At 39.9% G+C, this 23462-nt stretch carries 21 protein-coding genes, 1 pseudogene and 1 riboswitch; of the genes and pseudogenes, 13 read left to right on the top strand and 9 right to left on the bottom strand.

The window, feature by feature from the left end:
* The first annotated feature begins 9 nt into the window (after window positions 1-9).
* Both bglA and C6Y03_RS04115 read left to right on the top strand, forming a co-directional pair.
* A complete protein-coding gene (gene bglA, locus C6Y03_RS04110; RefSeq protein ID WP_106038878.1) occupies window positions 10-1449 on the top strand; it encodes a 6-phospho-beta-glucosidase BglA in 1440 nt (479 codons plus the stop codon).
* 153 nt (window positions 1450-1602) lie between these two features.
* Window positions 1603-2583 (top strand): annotated as a pseudogene (locus C6Y03_RS04115) (restriction endonuclease).
* Window positions 2584-2587: 4 nt separating this feature from the next.
* Here the strand turns inward: C6Y03_RS04115 and C6Y03_RS19285 are convergent.
* A complete protein-coding gene (locus tag C6Y03_RS19285; protein ID WP_223253273.1) occupies window positions 2588-2749 on the bottom strand; it encodes a hypothetical protein in 162 nt (53 codons plus the stop codon).
* Between the two features lie 161 nt (window positions 2750-2910).
* Between C6Y03_RS19285 and C6Y03_RS04120 the strand changes: the two genes are divergently transcribed.
* The 5 genes from C6Y03_RS04120 (at window position 2911) to C6Y03_RS04140 (ending at window position 8346) form a co-directional block, all read left to right on the top strand.
* Window positions 2911-4146: a TerD family protein gene (locus tag C6Y03_RS04120; protein WP_106038879.1), complete on the top strand. Its 1236-nt coding sequence runs from the start codon at window positions 2911-2913 to the stop codon at window positions 4144-4146.
* 151 nt (window positions 4147-4297) lie between these two features.
* Window positions 4298-5941 (top strand): ribonuclease YeeF family protein, encoded by a 1644-nt coding sequence (locus C6Y03_RS04125; RefSeq protein WP_106038880.1) that lies wholly within the window; start codon window positions 4298-4300, stop codon window positions 5939-5941.
* A 2-nt stretch (window positions 5942-5943) separates the two neighbouring features.
* Complete coding sequence (locus C6Y03_RS04130) at window positions 5944-6195, top strand: hypothetical protein (RefSeq protein ID WP_106038349.1); 252 nt, start codon at window positions 5944-5946, stop codon at window positions 6193-6195.
* Window positions 6196-6451: 256 nt separating this feature from the next.
* The gene (locus tag C6Y03_RS19290) at window positions 6452-6823 is read left to right on the top strand and encodes a YxiF family protein (RefSeq protein ID WP_465251008.1); all 372 of its coding nucleotides are present in this window, start codon (window positions 6452-6454) and stop codon (window positions 6821-6823) included.
* A 329-nt stretch (window positions 6824-7152) separates the two neighbouring features.
* Window positions 7153-8346, top strand: a complete 1194-nt coding sequence (locus tag C6Y03_RS04140) for an MFS transporter (RefSeq protein WP_106030719.1) — start codon at window positions 7153-7155, stop codon at window positions 8344-8346.
* Window positions 8347-8385: 39 nt separating this feature from the next.
* On the opposite strand, the gene C6Y03_RS04145 is transcribed toward C6Y03_RS04140, so the two are convergent.
* The 3 genes from C6Y03_RS04145 to C6Y03_RS04155 all read right to left on the bottom strand — a co-directional run bounded on the left by C6Y03_RS04145 (window position 8386) and on the right by C6Y03_RS04155 (window position 11943).
* Complete coding sequence (locus tag C6Y03_RS04145) at window positions 8386-9288, bottom strand: shikimate dehydrogenase (protein ID WP_034660559.1); 903 nt, start codon at window positions 9286-9288, stop codon at window positions 8386-8388.
* Between the two features lie 18 nt (window positions 9289-9306).
* On the bottom strand, window positions 9307-10488 hold the full coding sequence (locus tag C6Y03_RS04150; RefSeq protein WP_060597655.1) for an MFS transporter: 1182 nt from the start codon (window positions 10486-10488) through the stop codon (window positions 9307-9309).
* 432 nt (window positions 10489-10920) lie between these two features.
* Window positions 10921-11943: a LacI family DNA-binding transcriptional regulator gene (locus tag C6Y03_RS04155; protein WP_066031496.1), complete on the bottom strand. Its 1023-nt coding sequence runs from the start codon at window positions 11941-11943 to the stop codon at window positions 10921-10923.
* 261 nt (window positions 11944-12204) lie between these two features.
* Window positions 12205-12284, top strand: a riboswitch (glycine riboswitch).
* A 162-nt stretch (window positions 12285-12446) separates the two neighbouring features.
* Between C6Y03_RS04155 and C6Y03_RS04160 the strand changes: the two genes are divergently transcribed.
* Window positions 12447-13793, top strand: coding sequence for an amino acid permease (locus C6Y03_RS04160; protein ID WP_060597654.1), 1347 nt, complete (start codon window positions 12447-12449; stop codon window positions 13791-13793).
* Window positions 13794-13841: 48 nt separating this feature from the next.
* Here C6Y03_RS04160 and C6Y03_RS04165 read toward each other — a convergent pair whose 3' ends face one another.
* A complete protein-coding gene (locus C6Y03_RS04165; RefSeq protein ID WP_106038881.1) occupies window positions 13842-14522 on the bottom strand; it encodes a DUF3169 family protein in 681 nt (226 codons plus the stop codon).
* On the bottom strand, window positions 14519-14725 hold the full coding sequence (locus tag C6Y03_RS04170) for a helix-turn-helix transcriptional regulator (RefSeq protein ID WP_034323321.1): 207 nt from the start codon (window positions 14723-14725) through the stop codon (window positions 14519-14521). The genes C6Y03_RS04165 and C6Y03_RS04170 overlap by 4 nt, the downstream gene beginning before the upstream one ends.
* Before the next feature lie 170 nt (window positions 14726-14895).
* Between C6Y03_RS04170 and C6Y03_RS04175 the strand changes: the two genes are divergently transcribed.
* On the top strand, window positions 14896-15519 hold the full coding sequence (locus tag C6Y03_RS04175) for an NUDIX hydrolase (protein WP_106038882.1): 624 nt from the start codon (window positions 14896-14898) through the stop codon (window positions 15517-15519).
* 11 nt (window positions 15520-15530) lie between these two features.
* Here C6Y03_RS04175 and C6Y03_RS04180 read toward each other — a convergent pair whose 3' ends face one another.
* Entirely contained in the window at window positions 15531-16013 is a 483-nt protein-coding gene (locus tag C6Y03_RS04180; protein WP_106038883.1) for a DUF4188 domain-containing protein, read from the bottom strand.
* Between the two features lie 4 nt (window positions 16014-16017).
* The gene (locus tag C6Y03_RS04185; RefSeq protein WP_106038884.1) at window positions 16018-16569 is read right to left on the bottom strand and encodes a PadR family transcriptional regulator; all 552 of its coding nucleotides are present in this window, start codon (window positions 16567-16569) and stop codon (window positions 16018-16020) included.
* A gap of 189 nt (window positions 16570-16758) precedes the next feature.
* Between C6Y03_RS04185 and C6Y03_RS04190 the strand changes: the two genes are divergently transcribed.
* From C6Y03_RS04190 to C6Y03_RS04205, 4 genes are all read left to right on the top strand, one after another.
* Window positions 16759-17655 carry a hypothetical protein gene (locus C6Y03_RS04190; RefSeq protein ID WP_066031500.1) on the top strand — a complete coding sequence of 299 codons (897 nt, stop codon included), beginning with the start codon at window positions 16759-16761 and terminating at the stop codon, window positions 17653-17655.
* 310 nt (window positions 17656-17965) lie between these two features.
* Window positions 17966-19825: a beta-glucoside-specific PTS transporter subunit IIABC gene (locus C6Y03_RS04195; protein WP_106036356.1), complete on the top strand. Its 1860-nt coding sequence runs from the start codon at window positions 17966-17968 to the stop codon at window positions 19823-19825.
* Between the two features lie 4 nt (window positions 19826-19829).
* On the top strand, window positions 19830-21296 hold the full coding sequence (locus tag C6Y03_RS04200) for a glycoside hydrolase family 1 protein (RefSeq protein ID WP_106030713.1): 1467 nt from the start codon (window positions 19830-19832) through the stop codon (window positions 21294-21296).
* A gap of 30 nt (window positions 21297-21326) precedes the next feature.
* Window positions 21327-22175 (top strand): PRD domain-containing protein, encoded by an 849-nt coding sequence (locus tag C6Y03_RS04205; RefSeq protein ID WP_106030712.1) that lies wholly within the window; start codon window positions 21327-21329, stop codon window positions 22173-22175.
* 100 nt (window positions 22176-22275) lie between these two features.
* Here C6Y03_RS04205 and C6Y03_RS04210 read toward each other — a convergent pair whose 3' ends face one another.
* Window positions 22276-23454 carry a Rap family tetratricopeptide repeat protein gene (locus C6Y03_RS04210; protein ID WP_106038885.1) on the bottom strand — a complete coding sequence of 393 codons (1179 nt, stop codon included), beginning with the start codon at window positions 23452-23454 and terminating at the stop codon, window positions 22276-22278.
* Window positions 23455-23462 lie beyond the last annotated feature (8 nt).

The following is a 23462-nucleotide window of genomic DNA, read 5'->3' on the forward strand; positions in this document are numbered from 1 at the left end:
GAGGAATAAATAATGACATTACCAAAAGATTTTCTATGGGGCGGAGCATTAGCTGCACATCAATTCGAAGGTGGATGGAATGAAGGAGGAAAAGGCCCAAGTGTTGTGGATGTAATGACAGCTGGTGCTCACGGAGTACCGAGACAAATTACTGAGACGATAGAAGACAACAAATTTTATCCGAACCATGAAGCGATCGATTTCTACCATCGTTACAAGGAAGATATCGCGATGTTTGCCGAAATGGGTTTGAAATGCCTGCGTACATCCATCGGCTGGAGCCGAATTTTCCCAAAGGGAGATGAAGCTGAACCGAATGAAGCTGGTTTACAATTCTATGATGATGTATTTGATGAACTGCTCAAGCATGGCATCGAGCCTGTGATTACACTGTCTCACTTTGAGATGCCGCTTCATTTGGCAAGAGAATACGGCGGGTTCCGAAGCCGAAAAGTCGCTGAGTATTTCGCGAAATTCGCAGAAGTGTGCTTCAATCGATACAAGGACAAAGTCACATACTGGATGACATTTAATGAAATCAATAACAAAATGGATGTCAACAACCCACTGTTCCTTTGGACAAATTCAGGGGTATCAGTCAAAGAAGGCGAAAATGCCAAAGAAATCATGTATCAAGCAGGACATCATGAATTACTTGCAAGTGCGTGGGCAGTAGCAAAAGGCAAAGAAATCAATCCTGCTTTTCAAATTGGAGCAATGGTTTCTCACGTACCAATCTATCCATATTCCTCAAATCCAGAGGATGTCATGCTTGCTGAAGAATATATGAGACAACGCTATTTCTTCCCAGATGTACAAGTTCGAGGCTACTATCCGAGCTATGCACTTAAAGAATTCGAACGCGAAGGCTATCATATTCCGTTTGAAGAAGGCGATGAAGAAAGCTTAAGAAAAGGGAAAGTAGATTATCTTGGCTTTAGCTACTACATGTCGACAACGGTTAAAAGTGATGCAGTGTCTGATAACAACGGAGATATTGTCAACGGAGCCCTGCCGCATGGTGTAGACAATCCTTATATCAAATCAAGCGACTGGGGCTGGTCCATTGACCCGACAGGCCTAAGATATACTTTGAATCGTTTTTATGATCGCTATCAAATCCCGCTATTCATTGTAGAAAATGGATTTGGTGCCATAGATCAAGTGGAAGAAGACGGTTCTATTCACGATCCAGAACGTATTCAATATCTCGCTTCTCATATCGAAGCACTGAAAAAAGCCATTGAATACGACGGTGTTGACCTTATTGGCTACACACCTTGGGGCATCATTGATATCGTGTCATTCACAACAGGTGAAATGAAAAAACGCTACGGCATGATCTACGTTGACCGCGACAACGAAGGCAACGGCTCGATGAAGAGACTCAAAAAAGATTCTTTTACTTGGTACCAAAACGTCATTGCCACGAACGGTGAAGAAGTGTAACAAAGGAAAAGAGAAGCCCGGATGAGCGAAGTATGTGCTTGTTCGGGTTTTTACGTTCTTTCGGGAAAATTGGTTTGTATATCCTTTTGTTCACTAGATATAAGTCTTATAATTTAGTAAGAAAGAAGAAGATTGGAATGGGAGAGATCGTAAATGACGAAATGGTGGATGGTGCGTGCAGGAGACCAGAATGATTTAATTCCGATTTGGGAAGAGAAAGGATTAGCATCAATCGGGTGGCCTAAATTAGGTAATCCAAAACAATATCAAACAAAGCAAGAGATGAATGCTCGAGCTGATGTCATATACGCCGAGAACAAACCTTTTACGAGAAGAAGCTGGGTTAGTCAGGTATGGAGGTTTAGTAGAGAAATTCAAAAGGGAGATCGAATTATTACATACATAAAAGAAAGCCGTGAATATTGAGTTGGTACGGTGACTGCTCCACATTTTTTTGATGAAGCAGCAGGGGATAAAATGTATCCAAATCATATTCAAGTCAATTGGGAACCAATCGCAGTGAAACGAGATTCTCTCAGCCAATCAGCTAAGAACAGCCTCGGTTCTATATCAACTGTTTTTCGTGTAGATGATTGGGGGAAAGAAATTGAACACCTACTTAAAAACCCTACTTCTATACCAGCATTCGAAGATGAAACAGAAGAAGATGAAATTATTGAAGATTTAGTCAGCAAAGCAACTGTGATGATTGCAGATAAGGTGGATAAACTGGATCCGTGGCAGATGCAAGACTTAGTCGGGGGCTTACTGCAAGCTATGTCATACAATGTTCGTGTGAGTCCAAAAGGTCCTGACGGCGGTGTAGATATATTAGCTTATAAAGATGCATTTGGATTTGAAAAGCCTATTATTAAAGTACAAGTCAAGCATCGGAAAAATTCAGCCAGTGCGCCAGAAGTGCAGCAATTATTAGGAGCAAACCCCATGAATGCAAATAGTTTATTTGTTTCTACTGGTGGATTTACCTCTCATGCAAAAGCTGTTGCGAAGCATAATGAAGTTCATCTATTGGACTTAGAAGAACTCGTCAATCTTATTGTACATTGGTATGCGGATATGCCAACTGAGACAAGATCTTTATTACCTTTGAAAAAAGTGTATGTGCCTGAGTGAATTTTTATTGTCTAAATTTTATTAATGCCTGAATACAAAGAAAAAAGAGAGTAATGGCGACAAAATAGTTCATTGGATTGTGAAAGATCTTGATGTTCAAGGATATTTGAAGAAGAATCCAAAGGCCGAATATCACCATAACTGCAGGAATGATTCTTTTATACACATTGATTTTCCTTTCGGGAGTGGTTTGTTTTTAGTTAGCATTGTCTCATATCATTGCAGAGGTTGAAAAGAGATAAAGATATTAATAGGTTCTATTACATGATTTGGTATAATTGATCTATAAAAACGATAAATGGTAGATAAAGTATAGGAGTTGTTGAAATGAATCAAACACTGCAAATGGGAGCCAATACCGTACTAAGTTCTCCAAAGGGGCATGTATCCATCAGCTATGAAGTGTCATCTGCAATTGATATTTCTTTAACGGCGTTTCTTTTAACAGATTCAGATCAGGTTGAAGGAGATCATGGCATTATTTTTTACAATCAACCAGAGAGTGCTTCGGGTGCAGCGTCACTTTTACCAGCAGAGGTATCAGGTCAGTTGAAAAGGCATCAATTGAATTTTGATATGAGCAAAGTGCCTGCTGGAATCACAAAGATGGCTATTACATTAACAGAAGATCAAGGAACGGGCTTTTCTCAAGTGAAGAATTTGCAAGCAGAAATTCGAACAGGTGACGAGGTGTTTTATCTAACACCAGTAAGCTTTACAAATGAAAAGGGCATTGTCGTAGTAGAGCTATATATAAGAAATGGTGACACGAAAGCACGCTCAATTTGGCGTGGTTTCGATTCTGGACTGGAAGGTCTATGCAAGCTTTATGGTGTGGAGGTTGAACCTGATGAACAGGATATTTCTATACATCAAATGGCTCCTGAAAAACAACCAATTAAAGACCCTGCTCAAACGAAGATAACTGCTAAAGAGAAAGTCGCTGCACCTATCAGTTTAGAGAAGGTTCAGGGTAAAATTAGTCTAGACAAAGGTCATAAACCGATCATAATCGAGAAAACGCCTGAGATCACAGCTGCAGTATCCTGGGAGTCCGGCACCGATTATGATATTTATGCATTGGTCTACACAAAGTCAGGAAAGCAGGTAGATGTGGCTATGTTTGGTGCGAAAGGAATTCCTGCTCTCAAAAGTTACGGCAGCGGAGCTGTTGAGCATATGGGAGATGTCGGCAGAGACCATGAATCAATGAAAACAGAAGTTATTAAACTACGGTTAAATGACGATATCCTTGCTGTCGTTCCAGTTGTTTATTCTGCTCAATCAAACGGGACAGGTTCTTTTTATAGATATAGAGTATCTATGAGTATCGATAATCATCAAGGAACATCTGTGACGATTCATTCCAAACATGCCAATGACAACGATCGTATTTATTCTTGTGTGCCAGGTATGCTTCAAAATACAAATGATGGTGTAGTTATCCGCCCACTTGAGCTTTACAGCAAACCAAACTCTGAGCGTAGGCCGAAATTAAAAATGAAGTCTTCTAATGAAATTGAGGTATTGATGGATAAAGGACCTGTCAATGATTATAAATAAAACGAATGTATGGCTAGACATTGTCTAGCTTATTTTTTAGCCCGTTAAATAGTGAGTCTATTCCATTTTTTATGTCAATTAGCCTATTTTTCCGTTTTGGTGGACACGGTAAAATAGACTTTATGATCAATAATGGTGGGAGTGACTTCTTCTGGGCAAGATACTTGATACAAAAGCACTAACAAGTGCCACGGACACAAGGGCAAAACACTATCAGGAACTCCGTGAACAAATGGTAGATTTAAAAAAGGCACTACAAGGTGTGGCAAATCTCGGTGATGATTTCACTGGAAAAGGCGCCGACAACATTAAAAGCTTTTATAAAGAGCTGGCTGGAAATGTAGACATGTTTATCAGCTTCATTGATAAGCAAAAAGCCTTTCATGAAGGTGTTTCTGGGACACTCGATGATACAAACTTTGGCGGCGATACCTTTGTAGAAGAACATTTTTTAGACAACGCAGTACATATGGGCATCAAAAACGCCAAAAGCATTGTAAAGGATCAAAAAAAGGCACTTAAAACCATTTTTCAGGACATTGATGACCTCATTTCTCTAGAGGTATTTGACAGCAAAACCTTTGATGAAAAAATTGCAAATGCAGAAGATGAACGAAAAAAGACAGTAAAAGACCTAATAGAGCTTGATCAAAATTTAAAAGATGAATATGCTTTGTCAGAGACGGAGCAGCAGGCTACATTGGCATTGTACGCAGAAATGATGAATGCCACAAATGACGGAAAAGCGATTTCGCCTATGAATTTTGACAAGAAAGCGTATCAAAATAGCGAAATCTACAAGGCAAAAAGCGATATTGAGAAGCAAACTTCTGAATATCTCAAAATCAAAAAAGAACAAGAAGAAGCCCGCGAGATCGCAAAGGAACAAGAAGCCCTCGCCAACCGTCCTTGGTATGAAAAAGCACTCGACTATGGCGGAAATATCGTGAATGAACTGACTGGCGTGAACGATGCAAAACGCGCCGCAACAGGCGTTGATCCAATCACAGGGGAAGAACTCACCGCAGGACAGCGGGTCGCCGCAGGCGGCATGGCAGCCGCGGGTTATATCCCAATCGTCGGCTGGGCAGGCCGCATTTTCAAAGGTGGCAAAGCCGTTTATAAAACGACTCAAGCCACATCAGCCGCAGTCAGGGCAGTCGACGTCTACAAGACGTCACAAAAGTCCTTTGACGCCTTAAAAACATCACAAAAAGGTTTATATGGCCTCACCGCCACTAACGGTTTCAGCGAAGCGATTACGGGTCGAGATATGTTTGGAAATAAGGTCTCGAAAGAACAGCAGGAAGCGAGCATGAACGCGGCGCTGGGGATGTTTTTGCCGTTTGGGACGAAAGGGTTTCATGGTAAAATAGGTTTTAAGAGTGCTGATAGAATTCAAACTGGTGGTAGGGAACTTTCAATAGATGCATATCTAAAACAACTTGATAAGGCAGAAGAAATGTATGAATCTTTTAGAAAGACAAAAGCTGATATTAAGCCTATAGCTAAAAATACTGGAATGCCCGAACACAGGATACAAAGAATAAAGGATCATTTATTTATAAAAGAACATATAAAAGAACATGGGGTCGGGCGTTTTGACTCAGATTATCAAATTGCACAAGCGTGGGATAGGTTGCAAAAAGGTACTTATAAAAAGAATGATATTGATTTATTAAATCATGAACTTTTTGAATCAAAGTTTGAAGGGATATTCAAGACTGATTACAGGACTGCACATGATAAAACAGTTGAATCTGGGCGTCCTTGGTACCCACCAAAGGAGGAATAAAATTGGCTGCGTATGTTTTATTATTGAAGGAATATGAAGATGAAAAAACTGTAGTTTACAAATTTGGGCCTAATGAAGAGACAATGGGGAAAATTGAGTTAAGTAAAATTACAAGGAAGTTTAGAGAGTTAGAAAGCTTACCAGATTTAAATCTCCCCAATGAATTTTATTTTGATCGAGCGGCTCAAAGATTGGCAGTATGCTTAGTAAGAGAAGGTGGCATATTTCCTGAAAGAACAGCTTTTGAATCTTAGAAGTTATAAAAAAACTTGATTGGTAGAATCCTTTCAAGTTTTTTATTTAGATAAGCAAAATTAGCTTGGTTACAGTGGTAAGTGCTGCTTTGACCAGAGTTTTGGTAAAATTCTTAATTGTATACATTAAGAAGAAAGGTAAATTTATGAATAATAACCAAAAACCAAAAATTGAAACCTTAAAAAGAAAAAGCAGAAGAAAACACTTAATGAACGAATTAAGCTATATGACACTGCCAGAAAATCCATTTTTAGTATAGAAGAAAATCAATTATATTGTCAGAAGGTATTTACTTTCCTTCAATCGAGAGAAGATAAAATTCAAATACACGGAAACCACTATCGAGAGCATATTGAGAAGTCTACACACATGTTAAAGGAAATGGTCAGCCAGGTGAAAGTAACTCCTACACAAGGTAGATTAATATTTTTTCGAGAGCATGAAATTGAAGCGGTTTTATTGAACTTGAATGAAGTTTTTAGCCATTTAAACCAGCTTCTTGAGCAAACGAAATTTTTAAGTGGATACGGAGATTTTATTTTAGTCGCAGAGGATTTTCGTTTTGGTTTATGCATAGAGAGAACGGAATATTATTACGAGTTTAGTACGTGGGGGCTAATATCATGAATTTATTTATGATGCCTCCAAAACGACAATGATTAAAAACTATATCCATTATTAATAATCCCTCTGCATTTCCCAGGGAATATTCGCTACAGCATTCCCCTCAAATTTAAGCAATTCACTATCATTACCTTTCACATTCATATAAAATAAGAGCAGTGAAAAATTGAAGAAATGCTTGATACATGAAGGGCATGTAAGCTGTGAGCTGCATGACATGATGAGATGTATGAACGTGAAGGCTGCAAAGCTGTTCTTCCTCACATATGAGATCTTGTAAGCGTAACCATTATTTGTCACTTCATTGCGATGGTGTTGAGGGGTGTGTCAGGATGAGGAATCCGTATGTGAGAACGGCTTCTAGTCTTTATATCAATTATTTTTTATTAGGTATGGTCAATATTATTTTGGCTTCAAATATGCCATTTTTAATCAAACAGTTAGATACCAATAGTGCGGGAATTAGTTATATGATTTCGGCGCTCGGCATTGGCAGGGTGCTCACGTATGGTCTATCGGGCGTGCTGTCAGATCGTTTTGGGCGAAAGCCGGTCATTTTGGTTTCGGGTGTGCTGATGGCGGCGTTTCTCATCGGAATCCCATTGTCTCCGAATTATCAAATTGCGTTTGCGTTTGCGATTTTGGCAGGGGTGGCGAATTCGGCGATGGATGCAGGAACGTATCCAGCGTTAATGGAGGCTTTTCCTCAAAACTCGGGATCTGCGAATGTGATGGTGAAGGCCTTTATCTCGATTGGGGCAACCATCCTACCACTGGCGATTTTCTTTTTAGCAGAGCATAATTTGTTTTATGGGATGGCATTTTTTGTTCCTGCTCTGATCTATCTTGTGAATGTCTTGATGCTGTGGAGCTTGCCATTTCCGAATCATCGCAAGGTGGAGCAAGTCCAGGTAACGGAGCATGACGGACTTCCGCGCTTCTCGATAGAGCCTACGTTTTGGAGAGAAGGGATTGCACTCATTGTGATCAGCTTTACATCAAATGGGCTGTATGCGTTGCCGCAAATTTGGCTGCCTACTTACGGTGAGACCATATTGGGGATGGCTTCAGGGAGTGCTGTGAAGCTGCTTAGTTACTATAGCATGGGCGGGCTGCTGTCTGTCTTATTGCTCGCATTTCTTTTGCGACGTTTTGTCCGTCCAGTCACTGTGCTGCTGATCTATCCAATCATTACACTTGTCTCCATCTGTGTCCTATTGGTCGTGAAATCCCCAGTCATCGGAACTGTCAATGCCTTTGTATTGGGATTCTCAACAGCCGGTGTTTTTCAGCTGACGTTAACGGTGATGGCTGAATTCTTCTGGAAGAACAAAGGAACGATGACAGGGATTATCTCCACAGCCGGCGGGGTGTCGGCTATTGTCATTCCGGTCGTAACAGGTTTAATTGAAAGTCACTCGACCATTTTACAAATCTTTCTGTTCGATGCGGTGGTGGCAGTTGTCGCTATTATCGGTGCACTGTATATTCTGTATCGATACCGCCAAATCATGGTCCATGAATAAAAAAGACGACCTCCGCTCAGGAAGTCGTCTTTCTTTTGTTTAGAAACGGTCATTTTCAAAAAGAATTTGTTTCACTTGATCAACTGGCATATCTTCACCAGTAAAGAGTTTGTAAGCAAGTGCACCTTGCCATAGCATCATGCCAAGACCGTTAATGGTTTTGGCACCAGCTTCCTGTGCTTGCGCAAGGAGCTTTGTTTTTTGCGGGTTATATACGACGTCTGTCACGATTAAATCTTCACGCAGGACATCAAGTGTATCATCGATGATGCTGAGCTGATCTAGTGGTTTCATGCCAAGGCTTGTCCCATTTGCTAAGATTGCACTTTCAGCTACTTCACGGCGGAAAGCGTCTTTGTCTTCAAGTGGGAAAATGTTCGCTTTGACACCAAATGATGTCATTTCGTTGTTGATGTAATTTACATTTTCTTCTGCTTGAACAAAGTATTGATCATTACGAGCAAAAATACTAATTTCACGAATACCTGATTGTGCAAGCTGAATGGCAATCGGTGTTGCAGCTCCGCCAGATCCGACTAGTGTGACCTTTTGACCAGCTAATTCAACGCCATGTTCAATCAAGTTTCTCACGTAACCAAGACCATCTGTGTTGTAGCCAATCAGTTTGCCATCTTTGTTTACGACGGTGTTACTTGCACGTGTGTATTTTGCAGAATCATCTAGTTCATCTAAGTAGTCTAGCACTTTCATTTTGTTCGGCATAGAAACATTAAACCCAGCTGCACCCATTGCTTTCATACCGTTGACAGCTGCTTCTAGTTCCTCATTCCCTACTTCAAATGCGAGGTAAGCGTAGTTGATCCCTGTTAGTGTATAGCCAAGGTTATGCATACGTGGTGACAGGCTGTGTCCGATTGGTGTAGCAAGAAGGCCTACTAATTTGGTTTTTCCATCAATATTACGTTCATGTATGTTTGTCATGATTGACATCTCCTTTAATTATCTAAACAATTTTTTCATGCGTCCAAGAACAAAGACCGCTAACAATACGCTAATAACCGCAATGATCATATCGAAAAATAACGTCATTTTAATATCGTACGTGCTGACCAACCCGCTTGTAATGAGCGGCACAAGAATAAACGCTGAGCTTGCTGCAATGTTGACGTATGATGAAGCCGTTGCTTTGTTTGTAGGGAATAATTTCATCATAATACTCATCGCCAGCTGGAAGATCCCTGCTGTAAATAATCCTAAGAAAAAGGTGCTGACAATGACAATGCTATACGTTTCAATTTGAAATAGTGAAAGCATGGCAAGAAATGCTCCAACTGGATAAATGATTGCGACCATAATCGGCGAAATGAATTTATCTAATACAATTGAGAGCAGTAGAACTGACACAAGGGCACCAATACTAAAATAAGAAAGAAGCTGTGTCGCTTGTCCTGCACCAAGCCCAATCAATTTCAATCCGAGCTGTGGAAGCCACGTTTGCCATACGACAAACAATGCAGTAGACGTGAATCCCATGAGCACGACGGCTAAGCCTTCACCCAACATTTTAGGTTCTTCCTTCATTTGTTCCTGCACTGGAAGGTCATCTTGTGAAGAGACTTGCTTATGGTTCGGGAACGGCATAAAGATCAAGTAAATCCCTACAAGTAAATAAAGAAGTCCTAGTCCAAAGAACGCCCAGCCCCAGAAGATGTCATGTGCAATAAGGAACGCCAAGATAAATGGAAGAACAGTCGCTCCAATTGAAACGGACGCCTTCACTAAAACAGAAGCTGAACTTGCCTTTTTAGGAAACGATTCTGTCAAAGCAGGATATGTTCCCGAATCAAGTAATGAGTTTGCAATCCCGGCTGAAATCGCAAAGATAAATGCCAATGTATAATTCGTTGTCGTTGGAATACCGATTAAGAATAATAAGTAAAGAAAGTTCCCTGTAATAATGACAGGCTTACGTCCCCAGCGGTCTGCTAACCGGCCAGAGAAAAAGAGAGCAATCAGTTTACCAATTCCGATCGCCGATACAAGCAAGCTGATTTTCGTAATATCCACATGGTAGCGTTCAGATAAGCTATTCATATTGGACGCTACAATGATATTGATCATGCCGAGCATGAAGTAATTTAAATACATGCCGAGTGATGATTTAATATAAGGATTTTTCATGTTCCCACTCCTATATTTGCAACCCTTTTAGGGTTAAATTCTTTGTATGTCGGTTGTTCTTTCTATGAATGTACATAAAGCCCATCACAACACCCCTTATGTGATTGATGTAAAATAATGAATATTCATCTGTTCTTCAATTAAGTACATCGTTCTACTAAAATGTAAAAATAAAAACAGCTTTGATAAGAAAGTGAATCTTCATAATTTGATCAGAATCAGAAAAGTCCACTTTTAACTGATGTTGAATAAAAACAACGATACACAGAAAAAGGTATAACGATATACTAAAAGAAGCAACGAGATAAATATACTCCTGTGTTTAAAATGTGTCAAGTTTATGACTTTGTGATTTAAAAAAAGAAAAATGAAACAAAGAAATGATTGACTTGCTCAATAAAAAAAGAGAATTCCTGTACACAATTCTCCTTTTCACGATGAGGTAGAGGTTTCTCTGATATGAAGTTGAGGCTTTAAGATCAATCGCTGCAGCTCTTCATCCTGCTCGTTCATTTTATGATATAAAAGGTTCGCTGCTTTTACCCCGATGGACCGTGGGAATGAAGAGACAGTGGTGAGCGGCGGGTGATACATTTCCGCTTCAGGGATGTTATCGAATCCAACTACATCGATATCTTCACCAGGCTTGATGTCACGTGATGACAGTCCTTGAATGACCCCAAACGCAACTAAGTCACTAAAACAAAAAATAGCAGTAGGAGGATCGGGCTGATCGATGACTTGGGCGAGTGCTTCTTTCCCGCCTTCACGAGTCGGTTCCATATCAATAATAAGAGATTCATCAATTGTTAGGTTTGCCTCGTCGTGGGCTCTTTTGAACCCTTTCATTCGGTCGATCCAAGTCGAGGAGGTCTTGATGCCGCCTAAAAAGGCAATGCGCCGATGTCCCTTTTGAAGAAGATGATGGACCGCCATCCAAGCGCCTTGTTCATAATCAGCACCGACATAGTCACAATGCACATCCGCTAATTCACGATTTGCCAGTACTTTTGGGGTGCGAATTTGATTTAATTGTTTGACCGTCCGAGCAGAGCTTTTCGAAGCTGGGTTTAAAATGATCCCGCCAACTCGGTGCTCTACCATGGTAGAAATGAGCCGTTCCTGCTTATCGACACTGTCAAAGGTTGTCCCAAGTAAAACGGTATAGCCCAGTGATTCAAGTGTGGTTTGCACGCCGATTAAAAACTCAGAAATAAACGTGTTTGAAATATCCGTGACAATCACACCTACAATATTTGAACTTTTTGACCGCATGTTAGCAGCGACGCGGTCATACACGTATCCTAATTCCTCCATAGATTGCAGGACTTTTTTTCGAGTGGCTTCAGAGATTCTTGGGTTGTTTCGAACAACGAGTGAGGCCGTTGAAGTCGATACACCGGCATGACGGGCGACTTCCTGTAATGTGACACGCTGTTTGTTCATTTTTTTCATTTATCTTCACCAACTTCAATGGATTGCCTAACTTGGTTCATGGTCAGGATGGATTTCTACATCAAACGAGCCGAACATCTTTTGATTTATTATACCTTAATGAGGGGTATTGATGAAGTGAAGTCAGCTAGAGTGACAGAAATCATAAAAGATTTCCATTGACAGCTTTCTTCTAGAGGCGTAAAATATGAAATTATTCAGAAATAGCAACATTTTAAGTAAATAACGAAGGCTATGATTGCTGTGGGTCACACTATGGCAGGAGCAGCTTCTGGAGAGACCGCATGTATGTGCGGCGCCGAAGGGTTCACAATCTCAGGCAAAAGGACAGAAGAGTACGAAATATTGTATTTGTAATGCATGGATGACGCCGTGTATTGCTTTTCTCTATTTTGCTATTCTTTTATGACCGTGAGATTGGAGCGCATCCAATCTCTTTTTTTATGGACTTTTTGAGGGTTCATTATTTCAGTATAAGATCGTGTCGTAGGAGGGCGTTAGCATTGGCACAACAAGAATTAAAACGAGATTTATCAAACCGCCATGTTCAGTTGATTGCAATTGGCGGAACCATTGGAACTGGGCTGTTTTTAGGCTCTGGAAAGGCCATTCAATTGGCAGGTCCATCGATCATTTTTGCTTATTTAATTGTCGGAATGGCGATCTTTTTTGTCATGAGGGCACTTGGTGAATTACTCTTATCGAAGGCGGGCTATCAGTCATTAACCGATATTGCAGAGGACTATCTCGGTCCTTGGGCTTCCTTTGTGACAGGGTGGACATATTGGTTTTGCTGGATTATGACAGCGATGGCGGATGTCATTGCTGTCGGAGTGTATGTGCAGTACTGGTTTGACATCCCGCAATGGATTCCTGCCATCATTTGTTTGTTGATTTTACTAGGGTTTAATTTATTAACGGTGAAGCTTTTCGGAGAAATGGAATTTTGGTTTGCGTTGATTAAGGTCATTACGATTCTATTACTGATCGGCGTTGGAATTGTCCTTTTAATCATGGGTTTTCAAACAGATGCAGGTCCGGTGACGGTAACGAATCTTTGGTCACACGGCGGATTATTCCCGCATGGTGTCACAGGCTTCTTACTGTCATTCCAGATGGTAATCTTTGCGTATGTGGGAGTGGAACTGGTCGGTGTGTCCGCAGCAGAAACAGCCAATCCGCAAAAAAACATCCCGTCTGCGATTAATAAAATTCCTTTAAGAATTCTATTTTTCTATGTGGGTGCCATCTTTGTTTTACTATGTATCAACCCATGGACTGAGCTCAGTGCATCAGAAAGTCCTTTTGTAAAAACATTTGGGCTGATTGGGATACCAGTAGCAGCGGGACTTATTAATTTTGTTGTCTTAACGTCTGCGGCTTCAGCTTGTAATAGCGGTATGTTCTCAACAAGCCGTATTTTATATAATCTCAGTCATCAAAAACAGGGACCAGCTTCCTTTGGACGTCTGAACAAGCACGCTGTTCCAAGTAATGCACTATTCGTTTCAACGATTGTGGTATCGGTCGGTGCTCTTTTAAGCAAGCTGATTCCCGAACAAGCCTTTGGTATTGTCACAACCATCAGCGCCATTTGTTTCATTTGGGTATGGAGTATTATTTTAATTTGCCATTTGAAATATAAAAAAACACGGCCTGAACTGCATGCGGCATCTACTTTTAAAGCACCGTTCACACCTTTTGTGAACATTTGTGTTCTTGTGCTCTTTGCTGCCATTCTTGTGATCATGCTGTTTGCGGATGCAACACGTCCGGCGCTCTTATTAACACCGGTTTGGTTTGGTTTCTTATTATTGATTTATGCACGAAAGAAACGCCGTGCGTCATAATGGACGGAAAAAAGCACAGCCTTTGCATTAGGCTGTGCTTTTGTTCATTTAACGATTTCTAATCCTGAACATATAATTTGCATTCAAAATGATTAAAACAAGTCCAATCACCATGATTGAGAAGAGCTGAGAGTGATTGGCCCCAAGGGAATACACAATCAAAATAAACATGGCACCGATCAACAGGATATTCATCAATTGATATGTGTGAAACAGTCCGCCAAGCATCACATGCTTTTCACCTTCGTCAGAAATAGCGAGCAGCTTTTTACTATAATCTTTGTCAGATGGGCTTGGTAGGTTGCGATTAGGGTAGACAAGCTTTAGAACGGATATCGCTACATAAGAACTGATAATGGTGACGATAAATAAAGTAACATTGACCAGAATCAGCCAAATAGGCTGCTCGGTTACGATGGCCATACCGATGGCAATAATGGACAAAATGGTACTCACCGTATTGGCTAACGTCAAATCAGTAAAGGTTCGATACTGTTTTGCTTCCAGTTCATCCTCCTCATCACCAGATACCGAAAGTGATACTCTTTTTTTCATACGTGAAATCCCTGAAAAACAATAAATAATCAATAGAATCGTCAATCCGCTGATGACAAGAGTCGCTTCGAATGCAACATCAAGAAGTGTCATCTCAAATTCGGCTGCCAGCAGACAGTAAGCGCCGAGAAAGCCAAGGAGAGCACCTAAGAGCATTTTGTATACAATTTTCATGTGAGTTCATCCTCCTCGAATAGAAAAATACGTTCAATGGGTTCCTGAAAAATTCGTGAAAGCTTAACAGCGAGCAAGAGAGACGGCATTAATTCATCTCGTTCCATTAAGCTGATGGTCTGACGAGAAACCTTTGCACGCTTTGCAAGCTCAGTTTGGTTCAACCCATCACGCGCACGAAGCTCTTTTAGCCGATTTTTCATTCTGTCACCTCAACTTTGATCGAAATCTTTCTTTGATTGTAAAGCATTGTATTCAATTTGACAAGTTTAGTTGTCAAATTGATAAAAATAATTGTCAGAAAGATCATCTTTAATCAAAAGGTGAACCATGATACGCTAAAGGAAAGAGAAACAGAAAACAGGTGATGTCCGTGTTCATTGACCAATTTAAAAATGACTTACATCAATCACAACCGTTATTTATTGGAGAAGAGACAGCGTTCAAAGCTGCGGTCCTTGTCCCTTTGGTGCAAGTAAACGGGGAATGGCATATATTATTTGAGGTGCGATCGCTGACCATGAGAAAACAGCCGGGTGATATTAGCTTCCCTGGTGGCAAACTCGACGGCAGCGAAACAGCACAGGAAGCTGCACTGCGAGAAACACATGAAGAGCTGGGTATTCCACCAGAATCGGTGGAGATTCTTGGACAGCTCAGTCCTTACATTGCTTCTCCATCCTTCGTGGTCTACCCATATGTCGGGATCATTGATGAACAAAAAGTGAAACACTCCTTCAATCAAGAAGAAGTAGAAGAGACCTTTACCGTGCCTCTATCATGGCTCAGCCAATATGAGCCGTACTTACATCATGTACCCGTTCAGCCAACACCAGGTGAGGATTTCCCTTATGAAAAAATCATGAATGGTGAGAAGTACCGCTGGGGGAGCCGATCGATAGAGGAATGGTTTTATGATTATGAAAACTACACCATTTGGGGATTAACAGCCCGCATATTAAAGCATTTTGTGACCGTTGCAAAAAGAAATTCCTAGAGATTCGCTCTCTAGGAATTTGTTGTTTTCAGCCGTTCTTTCGCTGTTTGTTTTCCTTTACCAATTGGAATAGGAGCTCTCGCTTGGCTCAGTCCGTAGGAAGGCATGTTCATATAGACGGATTCATACGAGCCGGCTTGAATTTGATAGGTTTCATGATAAATGCCCACTGCGTCATTGTTCTGAGCCTTCTGATGGAAGTTCTTCCAAGCCACCAAATGTTTTTCCATCTTCGCATAGGCAAGGAGGTCATCTGTTGATTTCCAATATTGGATCATCGCTGTCGTGCGTAAGCCAAAGTAATTCTCTGTCCCGAGGAAACCAAGCTCATCTTGATGGGTATACAGCTCTTTGATCATGCCAGGCATCGCCGTGAACACAGGCAGCCATTGATGAACTGCCCAGCGTTTGTTGATCCGCATGCCGATAATGAACACAACAATCGAGTCAGAATTCTCTGTTGTAAACCTGCCAGCACGTATGTCTTTTTTCATTCATTTACCCTTCCTTCTTCATCAAATGGGATGTTTCCACGCACCAATCAATTCCCGCTTGAGCCACTCTTTTTCCGTAATCTAAAGTAAACAGCCAATACTTCGCATCCGCTTCATCTGGATAAAGCTCTTGAATGTTTTTTTCAATCGAAACATAGGTCTCATAACGGATACGAAGCTGCCTTTCATAATCCTGTAGAAGCACCAGCTTTTTCTCAAACGAAAGATATTGACCGAAGAATAACTTTAATAACACTTCATTTCGTTCTGTTGGTAACTGATCGAGCGGCTGCGCTAACCACTGCCTTAACGTCTTCAGCCCTTTTTCAGTCAAATGATATTCCCGCTTGTCTGAGCGACCAGACGTAGAAGCGGGTGAAACCTCAGCAAGACCTTCCTCGACTATAAACTTTAAAGCTGGATAAATTTGTCCATAACTAATTTTCCAAAAATGATGCAAGCTCTTATCAATTAATTGCTTCACTTCGTACCCTGACTTACAATCTGTCGTTAAAATACCTAAAATTGCATACGTCGTATCATTGTATTTTTTCATATCAGCCCACCTATCTAAAAGATATATCAATTAGATATATAATAAATTTGAAATGAATAAAAAGCAAGAAAATAATAATTGATAGATTTATATTTTTGAAATACAGGAGATAAATCATAAATATGGTAATATATACTTGATGTGTAAAGTGCTTGCGCATCTATTCATAAAAGAATGGAGGGTGTACAAATGAAGTTGAGGAACATAGGAATATTGTTCATGATTGTTGCACTATTGATTGGTGTTGGAAGTTTTGGAGGAAACAAAGCATCTGCTAAAAAAGAATCACTGAATCAATCTTATGCATATGCTTATAAAACAAAGGACAATGTCAGTTGGCTGAAGGTGACTGAAAAGAAAGGCAAGGTCACGGGTTACCTAAACGGTAAGGGTGTTAAGATTGATCCAATTGAACCTTTTATGGTGAAAACAAAATACAAGCTAACGGGGAAAACCACCAAAAAAGGATACAAACTTAAAGTCCAACAAAAGAAGAAAACAATCGTATATGACATCTATTTTTCTGGAAAAGATCTCATGGTCAAAAAGCAAGGAGCAAAGAAAAGTAAACGCTATCAAGCTGTTGATGAGAAGAAATTAAAAGAATACAAAAAAGCCATAGATAAGCGCTATGATGAGTACGTCGATACAGCAGAAGACCGTTACTATGAGATCATAGGGAAATACACAGATAATTTAAATAAAGCCTACGGCTATCTGTATACAGCAAAAAACAATTCATATCAAATTTTCCTTGATATCGAAGAAGCCGTTTTTGAAGGGGATTTTTCAGGGGCTATTACAATCTCCAAAGCCACAGGGAAGAAAAGTAAGCCATTGAAAAAAGAAAAATATCAAGCAGTTGGAACCACAGGTTTTAAAAACTTTTGGGTATATCCCACACCAAAAATAAAGTGTGGCTTGTCTAAGATGATAGGGTCATCTGATGTAGAGGCTTCCTATATTGAGTTACCGATTTGGAAAAAGAATGAAAAAATGAAACTGAAAGCTGTGAATAAGAAACAATATCAAAAGCAAGAAGAAGCATTTAAAAATGCCGCAAAGAAAAAAGCAAAGAAAAAATAATGATAATAATTAAGTCAGATAGGACATTTGAGACTATCTGACTTTTTCGATTTAAATTTCCTCTAAAGTAAAATGAGGTCGTTTTGATGACATTAGACTTGTAAAAAAATATTTTTTAAATTCAAAAATATATGTTGACGCTTACATTAACTCAATATATACTAAAATCAAATCCAATATTGATAAATTAGACATGTGACTGGTCATGCAGGCAGGATCTAAAAACGATGAATTTCTTTAATTTGTCGTTTTAGGTCCTTTTTTTATTGCCGAAATATAGGTCTCATGTATGAGAAAAGGGGGAGAAAAAATGGATTACACACAGGTTGCCAAAGACGTTTTACAGCATGTAGGTGGCAAAGAAAACATTGCGCACCTTGAGCACTGTTCAACAAGACTTCGCTTCACACTGATTGATCAGAAGAAGGCAGATGTACCGGCTCTAGAAAAAACGCCAGGTGTCATAGCTGTCAGAATGTCAGGTCAATGCCAAGTGGTCATTGGGAATGACGTCATCGAAGTGTATCAAAAGTTAACAAGTTTAATAGGTAGCAGCTCATCAGGGAAAGACGCGCCTTCCAATCAGCCAAAAGAAAAAAGAAAAGCAGGCACAGTTCTGTTAGATTTCATTGTAGGTGTCTTCCAGCCGCTTGTTCCAGCTATCGCAGGCGGAGGGATTTTAAAATCATTTCTTCTCCTTTTCTCTTTATTAGGCTGGATGGATGCAAAGGGCCAAACCTATCAAATATTGAACATGGTAGGGGACGCACCTCTTTACTTCCTCCCTTTACTAGTCGCTGTAACGACTGCCAATAAACTAAAAGTAAACCCACTGGTCGCATTATCAGCAGTCGGTGCGCTCCTTCTTCCGAACATGACGGCTATGCTTACTGAAGGTGCGCAATTGATGACATTCGACGTAAAAAATATAGCTTATGCGTATCAAGTGTTCCCAGCAATCCTTTCTGTATTGCTTTACGCTCAAATGGAAAAATTCTTTACACGATTTTCACCAAAACCAATTCGGATTTTCTTTGTCCCAATGATGTCATTGGTCATTACTGTACCAGTTACGTTACTTCTATTAGGACCGATTGGTTTTACAGCAGGACAAGGTTTTTCATCCATCATTCTTGCAATGTTTAATACAGTAGGCTGGGTAGCTGTCGCAATTTTAGCAGCAGTCCTCCCATTCATGGTCGCATCAGGTATGCACAAAGCAATGGTCCCTTATGCAGTCACAACGATGGGAACCCTTGGGAAAGAAGCACTTTATTTACCAGCATCACTTGCGCATAATATTGCTGAAAGTGGAGCGTGTTTCGCTGTGGCACTACGCACAAAAGACAAGGTACTCAGATCAACAGCTATTTCGGCAGGGATTTCAGCATTTTTTGGCATCACAGAGCCTGCTTTGTATGGTGTGACACTTCAAAATAAGCGGGTCCTTGGAAGTGTCATGATTGGTTCGTTTGTTGGCGGAATCTTCATTGGATTAGTTGGTATACAAGCCTTTGTACTTGTTGGCCCTGGATTAGCAAGTATGTCGATGTTTATCTCAGATGAGCTCCCGCGAAATCTGATGTTTGCTGTCATTGGAGCAGTCATTTCGTTTATTGTCGCCTTTATCGCTGCTTTTGTATTAGGTAAGGATAAAACAGGAGAAGAAAAGACAAATGATCAAGCTGCATTTGCTGAACAAATTGGGGCAGGTGAAACATTCAAAAGCCCTGTGATTGGTCAAATGATCTCTCTATCTGAAGTAAAAGATGATATTTTCTCTTCAAAGGTCATGGGTGAAGGAATTGCCATAGTACCTTCAAAAGGAGCGCTTTATGCACCAGTAGATGGCGAGGTGACCTTGCTGTTCGAAACAAATCACGCACTTGGTATGAAAACGGACCAAGGGGTTGAAGTATTATTCCACATTGGCATCGATACCGTTCAGCTGGAAGGACAGTATTTTCATCCAAAAGTGCAGGCAGGAGAACGTGTTCAAGCAGGAGATTTACTGATTGAATTTGATGTAGAAAAAATCATAGCAGCAGGATATGATCCAGTTACACTTGCTGTAATCACAAATACAGATCAATATGATATAAAGGTACGGCCATTACAAGAGGTCAATCGTCAAGATACATTGATGGTTGTCACACAATTAGGAGGCTAATCATATGACAACAATTAAAGGTTTTCCAAAAGGATTTTTATGGGGCGGCGCCATTGCCGCCAACCAGGCAGAAGGCGCCTGGAATATAGATGGAAAGGGACCATCAGTTGCAGATATTGCAATGTATCGTTCCAATTTAAGTGTAGAAGATTATGAAGGACATCTTGCTGTTACTTCTGAAAATATAGATCGTGCAATAAAGGATCCAGACGATAAAAAGTACCCAAAACGCAGAGGTGTTGATTTCTATCATCACTATAAAGAGGATTTGGCTCTATTTGCTGAAATGGGCTTTAAAACACTTCGCATTTCTATTGCATGGAGCCGGATCTTCCCTACTGGAGAAGAAGCTGAACCGAATGAAAAAGGGCTGCAATTTTATGATCGTGTATTTGCCGAAATGAAAAAACTCAACATAGAACCGATTGTGACACTCTCTCATTATGAAATGCCTTTAGCCCTTAGTGTGAAATATAACGGCTGGGTTGAAAGAAAAGTGGTCGATCTCTTTGTGAAGTTCGCCAATGTTTGTTTCGAACGTTATCAACATGATGTGAAATATTGGCTCACTTTTAATGAAATTGATAGTATACACCGCCACTCATTCATTACTGCAGGAATTATTCCTGATCGTTGCCCAGAAGGAAAAGTAGAAGAGACGGTGTATCAAGCGCTTCATCATCAATTTGTCGCATCTGCTCTTGTAACAGCAGATTGCCATCGTATTATCCCAGGCAGCGAGGTTGGGTGTATGCTGACAAAATTGACAACATATCCGCATACATGTCATCCGAATGATGTGGAACAAGCCTTGAAACAAAACTTAGAAAACTACTTCTATGCAGATGTTCAGGTGTTTGGCGAATATCCGCCACTGATTACACGTATGCTTGAGAGAAAAAATATTCATATTCATATGGAAGCAGATGATCTAACCATTCTAAAAGAAAACACAGTAGATTTTATCTCATTTAGCTACTATATGTCTTTAACTGAATCAGCCCAAGAAGGATTAGAACAGACAGAAGGGAATACGATTCGTGGAGTCAAAAACCCTTATCTTCCTTCAACTGACTGGGGCTGGCAAATTGATCCGGTTGGTCTGAAAATTTCTTTAATCGAATTGTATGATCGCTATCAAAAACCTCTTATCATTGTCGAGAACGGAATGGGTGCAAAGGATGTAGTTGAAAGTGATGGCTCTATCCATGACGACTATCGTATTAACTATTTTAAAGAGCATTTCCGTCAGATGAGAGAAGCGATTGAAGAAGGCGTCGATCTCTTTGGATATACGAGCTGGGGCTCAATTGATATTATTAGTGCAGGTACATCACAAATGTCAAAACGCTATGGCTTCATTCACGTAGATCAAGATGATGATGGCAACGGAACCTTAAAACGATCTCGAAAAGATTCATTTTATTGGTACCAAAAAGTCATTGAGACAAATGGTGAATCGCTTGATTGAACACCACAATCATGAAAACAGGTGATGACGATGTTTAAAATCAAAAAAGTTTTAAACTCGAGTGTGGTCCTGGCTGAAGATCAGAACCAACAGGAGATGGTTTTGTTTGGCCGAGGGATTGGCTATGGACAGAAACCGGGTCAAATGATAGAAGAGAAAAAAGCGGACCAAGTCTTTATGTCAGTCGATAACATGAGAGCAAAAGAATTTCTTCAACTGTTAGATTCAATGCCTCAAGAGTTTATCGATTTAACTCAGCACATCGTCCAATATGCAGAAAAACGGTTAAATTCAAATCTAAATTCAGGTGTTTATTTTACCTTAATGGATCATTTGAATTTTGCTGTCGAACGACATAAAAAGAATATTAATATGACGAATCGCGTGTACTGGGAAATCAAAAATTACTATACTGAAGAATTTGAAGTAGGGAAGTACGCACTTGAGTTAGTCAATGATACATTGGGCATACAATTACCAAAAGAAGAAGCCGCCAATATCGCCTTTCACTTAATTAATGCATTAGGTGAAGAATCTGATTCGAAAGATGGCATGAAATATGCCAAAATGATCGGGAGTATTGTCAATCTTGTGCGCTATACATTGAATATGAAGATGGACCAAGAGAATATTCATTACAGTCGGTTCATTACACATGTGAAGTTCTTTGTAGAAAGATTTTATGCAAATAAATTACTCTCAGATCAAGAAAATGAGTTGTTTGAACAAATTGCACACTTGTATCCTCAAGCGATGGATGTTGCTTTTAAAATCAAAGATTATATTAAACAGGTGCATAGTATCGTCATTCCTAATGATGAACTTACTTATCTTGCGGTACATATACACCGCCTCATATCTTATCAGCAATTAAAATAATGGTGGAACCACTTGCCTTGTGATCAGGCAAGTGGTTCTTTGCTATGACCAATTTTTATATTAAGTTCCGATAGGTCGTTCTGTTGTACCAGCATTCGTCTCATTTAACGAATTGAAAGACGCTGTTTGTCCGAAAACAACGATGGTTAAAGCGATGATCAATAAACTCATTTTTTTCATTAGAATTCCTCCAGTCAAGTATAGGATGGTTCCCGTGATAGGCTTCCTTTAAAAAGAGATAGGCTTGATGAATGTCACCCAATTCCTCAAAGTGTTTTGCAGCTAGAGCACTTAATTCACAGGCACCTTCAGCATCCTTTAATTCTTTTAGAATGCTGATTTCATCGAAACAGGCTTGAGCTTTTTGAGCCATATCTTCAGTAAAATATAGATGGTAAAGCAAATTCATTTTTGCTGTATAGATGGGGCATTTCTCTGATTCATGTTTTTGGTTGACCAATTCGAAGTAATAGAGAGCTTGTGTTCTTTCATCAATAGAGAGCAGCTCTTTGATTAACATAAACATGGAGTGATGGAAATAGCACGATGAGAGGTAGTTTTCATCACTTAGAGCCTTTTCTAGGGCATCGATACATTTTTTCGATTCTCCAGCTTCGGCATACAGAATACTGATATTATGAAAAAGCTGTGAAGTTAGAAAATGATCATTTAGACTGTCAGCGATGTGTATTGCTTTTTTGTAGTAGTTTTCTGCTCTTATGAAGTCGCCAATGTCCATATAATTAGCAGCGGCGATGACAAAGGCTGTCGCTAGTCTTCTTTCATATCCTTCATGACTTTTGAAAATATCTATAGCATTCTGAATATAGTGAAGAGAAATTAGGCTTTGACGAAGTAGCATATATAAGTTTGCGATTTTCGTATGAAATTCTGCTACTTCTATTTCATCCGGAATGTTTTGCAGTTTTTTCTCGGCAATTTTAAACAGTCCAATGGCTGATGCATAGTCCCTGTTATATGAAGCGTAAAGGGCTTTGTATAGGTAAAAATAGTATTCAATTAAATCGTTTGTTTTAGAGGGGCAATCTAGCTCTGTCTGTTCATTCAGTTTTTTACCTCTCCGTTCATATAACATGAGTTTATACTTGCCTTCTAGCAATGAATAATAAGTCAAGACCTCCTGATTCTCTTCCATTTCTTGAAGTAATTGCTTTAATTCTGTGTACATTGCGTTAGCACTGTGTATATCATGCTTGCGAATCGCAATTCGCCAATCATTTAAACGGTTCCCCACCTGTTCAGCAGAAATGATAGCCATCAAATTTC

It is taken from the genome of Bacillus sp. LNXM65 (assembly GCF_002998575.1).
Classification (GTDB): Bacteria; Bacillota; Bacilli; order Bacillales; family Bacillaceae; genus Bacillus.

Excerpts from the sequence above, each read along its gene's own strand:
- C6Y03_RS04120 (WP_106038879.1), top strand. The coding sequence starts at position 2,911 with ATGAATCAAACACTGCAAATGGGAGCCAATACCGTACTAAGTTCTCCA.
- C6Y03_RS04140 (WP_106030719.1), top strand. The coding sequence starts at position 7,153 with ATGAGGAATCCGTATGTGAGAACGGCTTCTAGTCTTTATATCAATTAT.
- C6Y03_RS04145 (WP_034660559.1), bottom strand. The coding sequence starts at position 9,288 with ATGACAAACATACATGAACGTAATATTGATGGAAAAACCAAATTAGTA.
- C6Y03_RS04150 (WP_060597655.1), bottom strand. The coding sequence starts at position 10,488 with ATGAAAAATCCTTATATTAAATCATCACTCGGCATGTATTTAAATTAC.
- C6Y03_RS04155 (WP_066031496.1), bottom strand. The coding sequence starts at position 11,943 with ATGAAAAAAATGAACAAACAGCGTGTCACATTACAGGAAGTCGCCCGT.
- C6Y03_RS04165 (WP_106038881.1), bottom strand. The coding sequence starts at position 14,522 with ATGAAAATTGTATACAAAATGCTCTTAGGTGCTCTCCTTGGCTTTCTC.
- C6Y03_RS04170 (WP_034323321.1), bottom strand. The coding sequence starts at position 14,725 with ATGAAAAATCGGCTAAAAGAGCTTCGTGCGCGTGATGGGTTGAACCAA.
- C6Y03_RS04180 (WP_106038883.1), bottom strand. The coding sequence starts at position 16,013 with ATGAAAAAAGACATACGTGCTGGCAGGTTTACAACAGAGAATTCTGAC.
- C6Y03_RS04185 (WP_106038884.1), bottom strand. The coding sequence starts at position 16,569 with ATGAAAAAATACAATGATACGACGTATGCAATTTTAGGTATTTTAACG.
- C6Y03_RS04190 (WP_066031500.1), top strand. The coding sequence starts at position 16,759 with ATGAAGTTGAGGAACATAGGAATATTGTTCATGATTGTTGCACTATTG.
- C6Y03_RS04195 (WP_106036356.1), top strand. The coding sequence starts at position 17,966 with ATGGATTACACACAGGTTGCCAAAGACGTTTTACAGCATGTAGGTGGC.
- C6Y03_RS04200 (WP_106030713.1), top strand. The coding sequence starts at position 19,830 with ATGACAACAATTAAAGGTTTTCCAAAAGGATTTTTATGGGGCGGCGCC.
- C6Y03_RS04205 (WP_106030712.1), top strand. The coding sequence starts at position 21,327 with ATGTTTAAAATCAAAAAAGTTTTAAACTCGAGTGTGGTCCTGGCTGAA.
- C6Y03_RS04210 (WP_106038885.1), bottom strand. The coding sequence starts at position 23,454 with ATGGCTATCATTTCTGCTGAACAGGTGGGGAACCGTTTAAATGATTGG.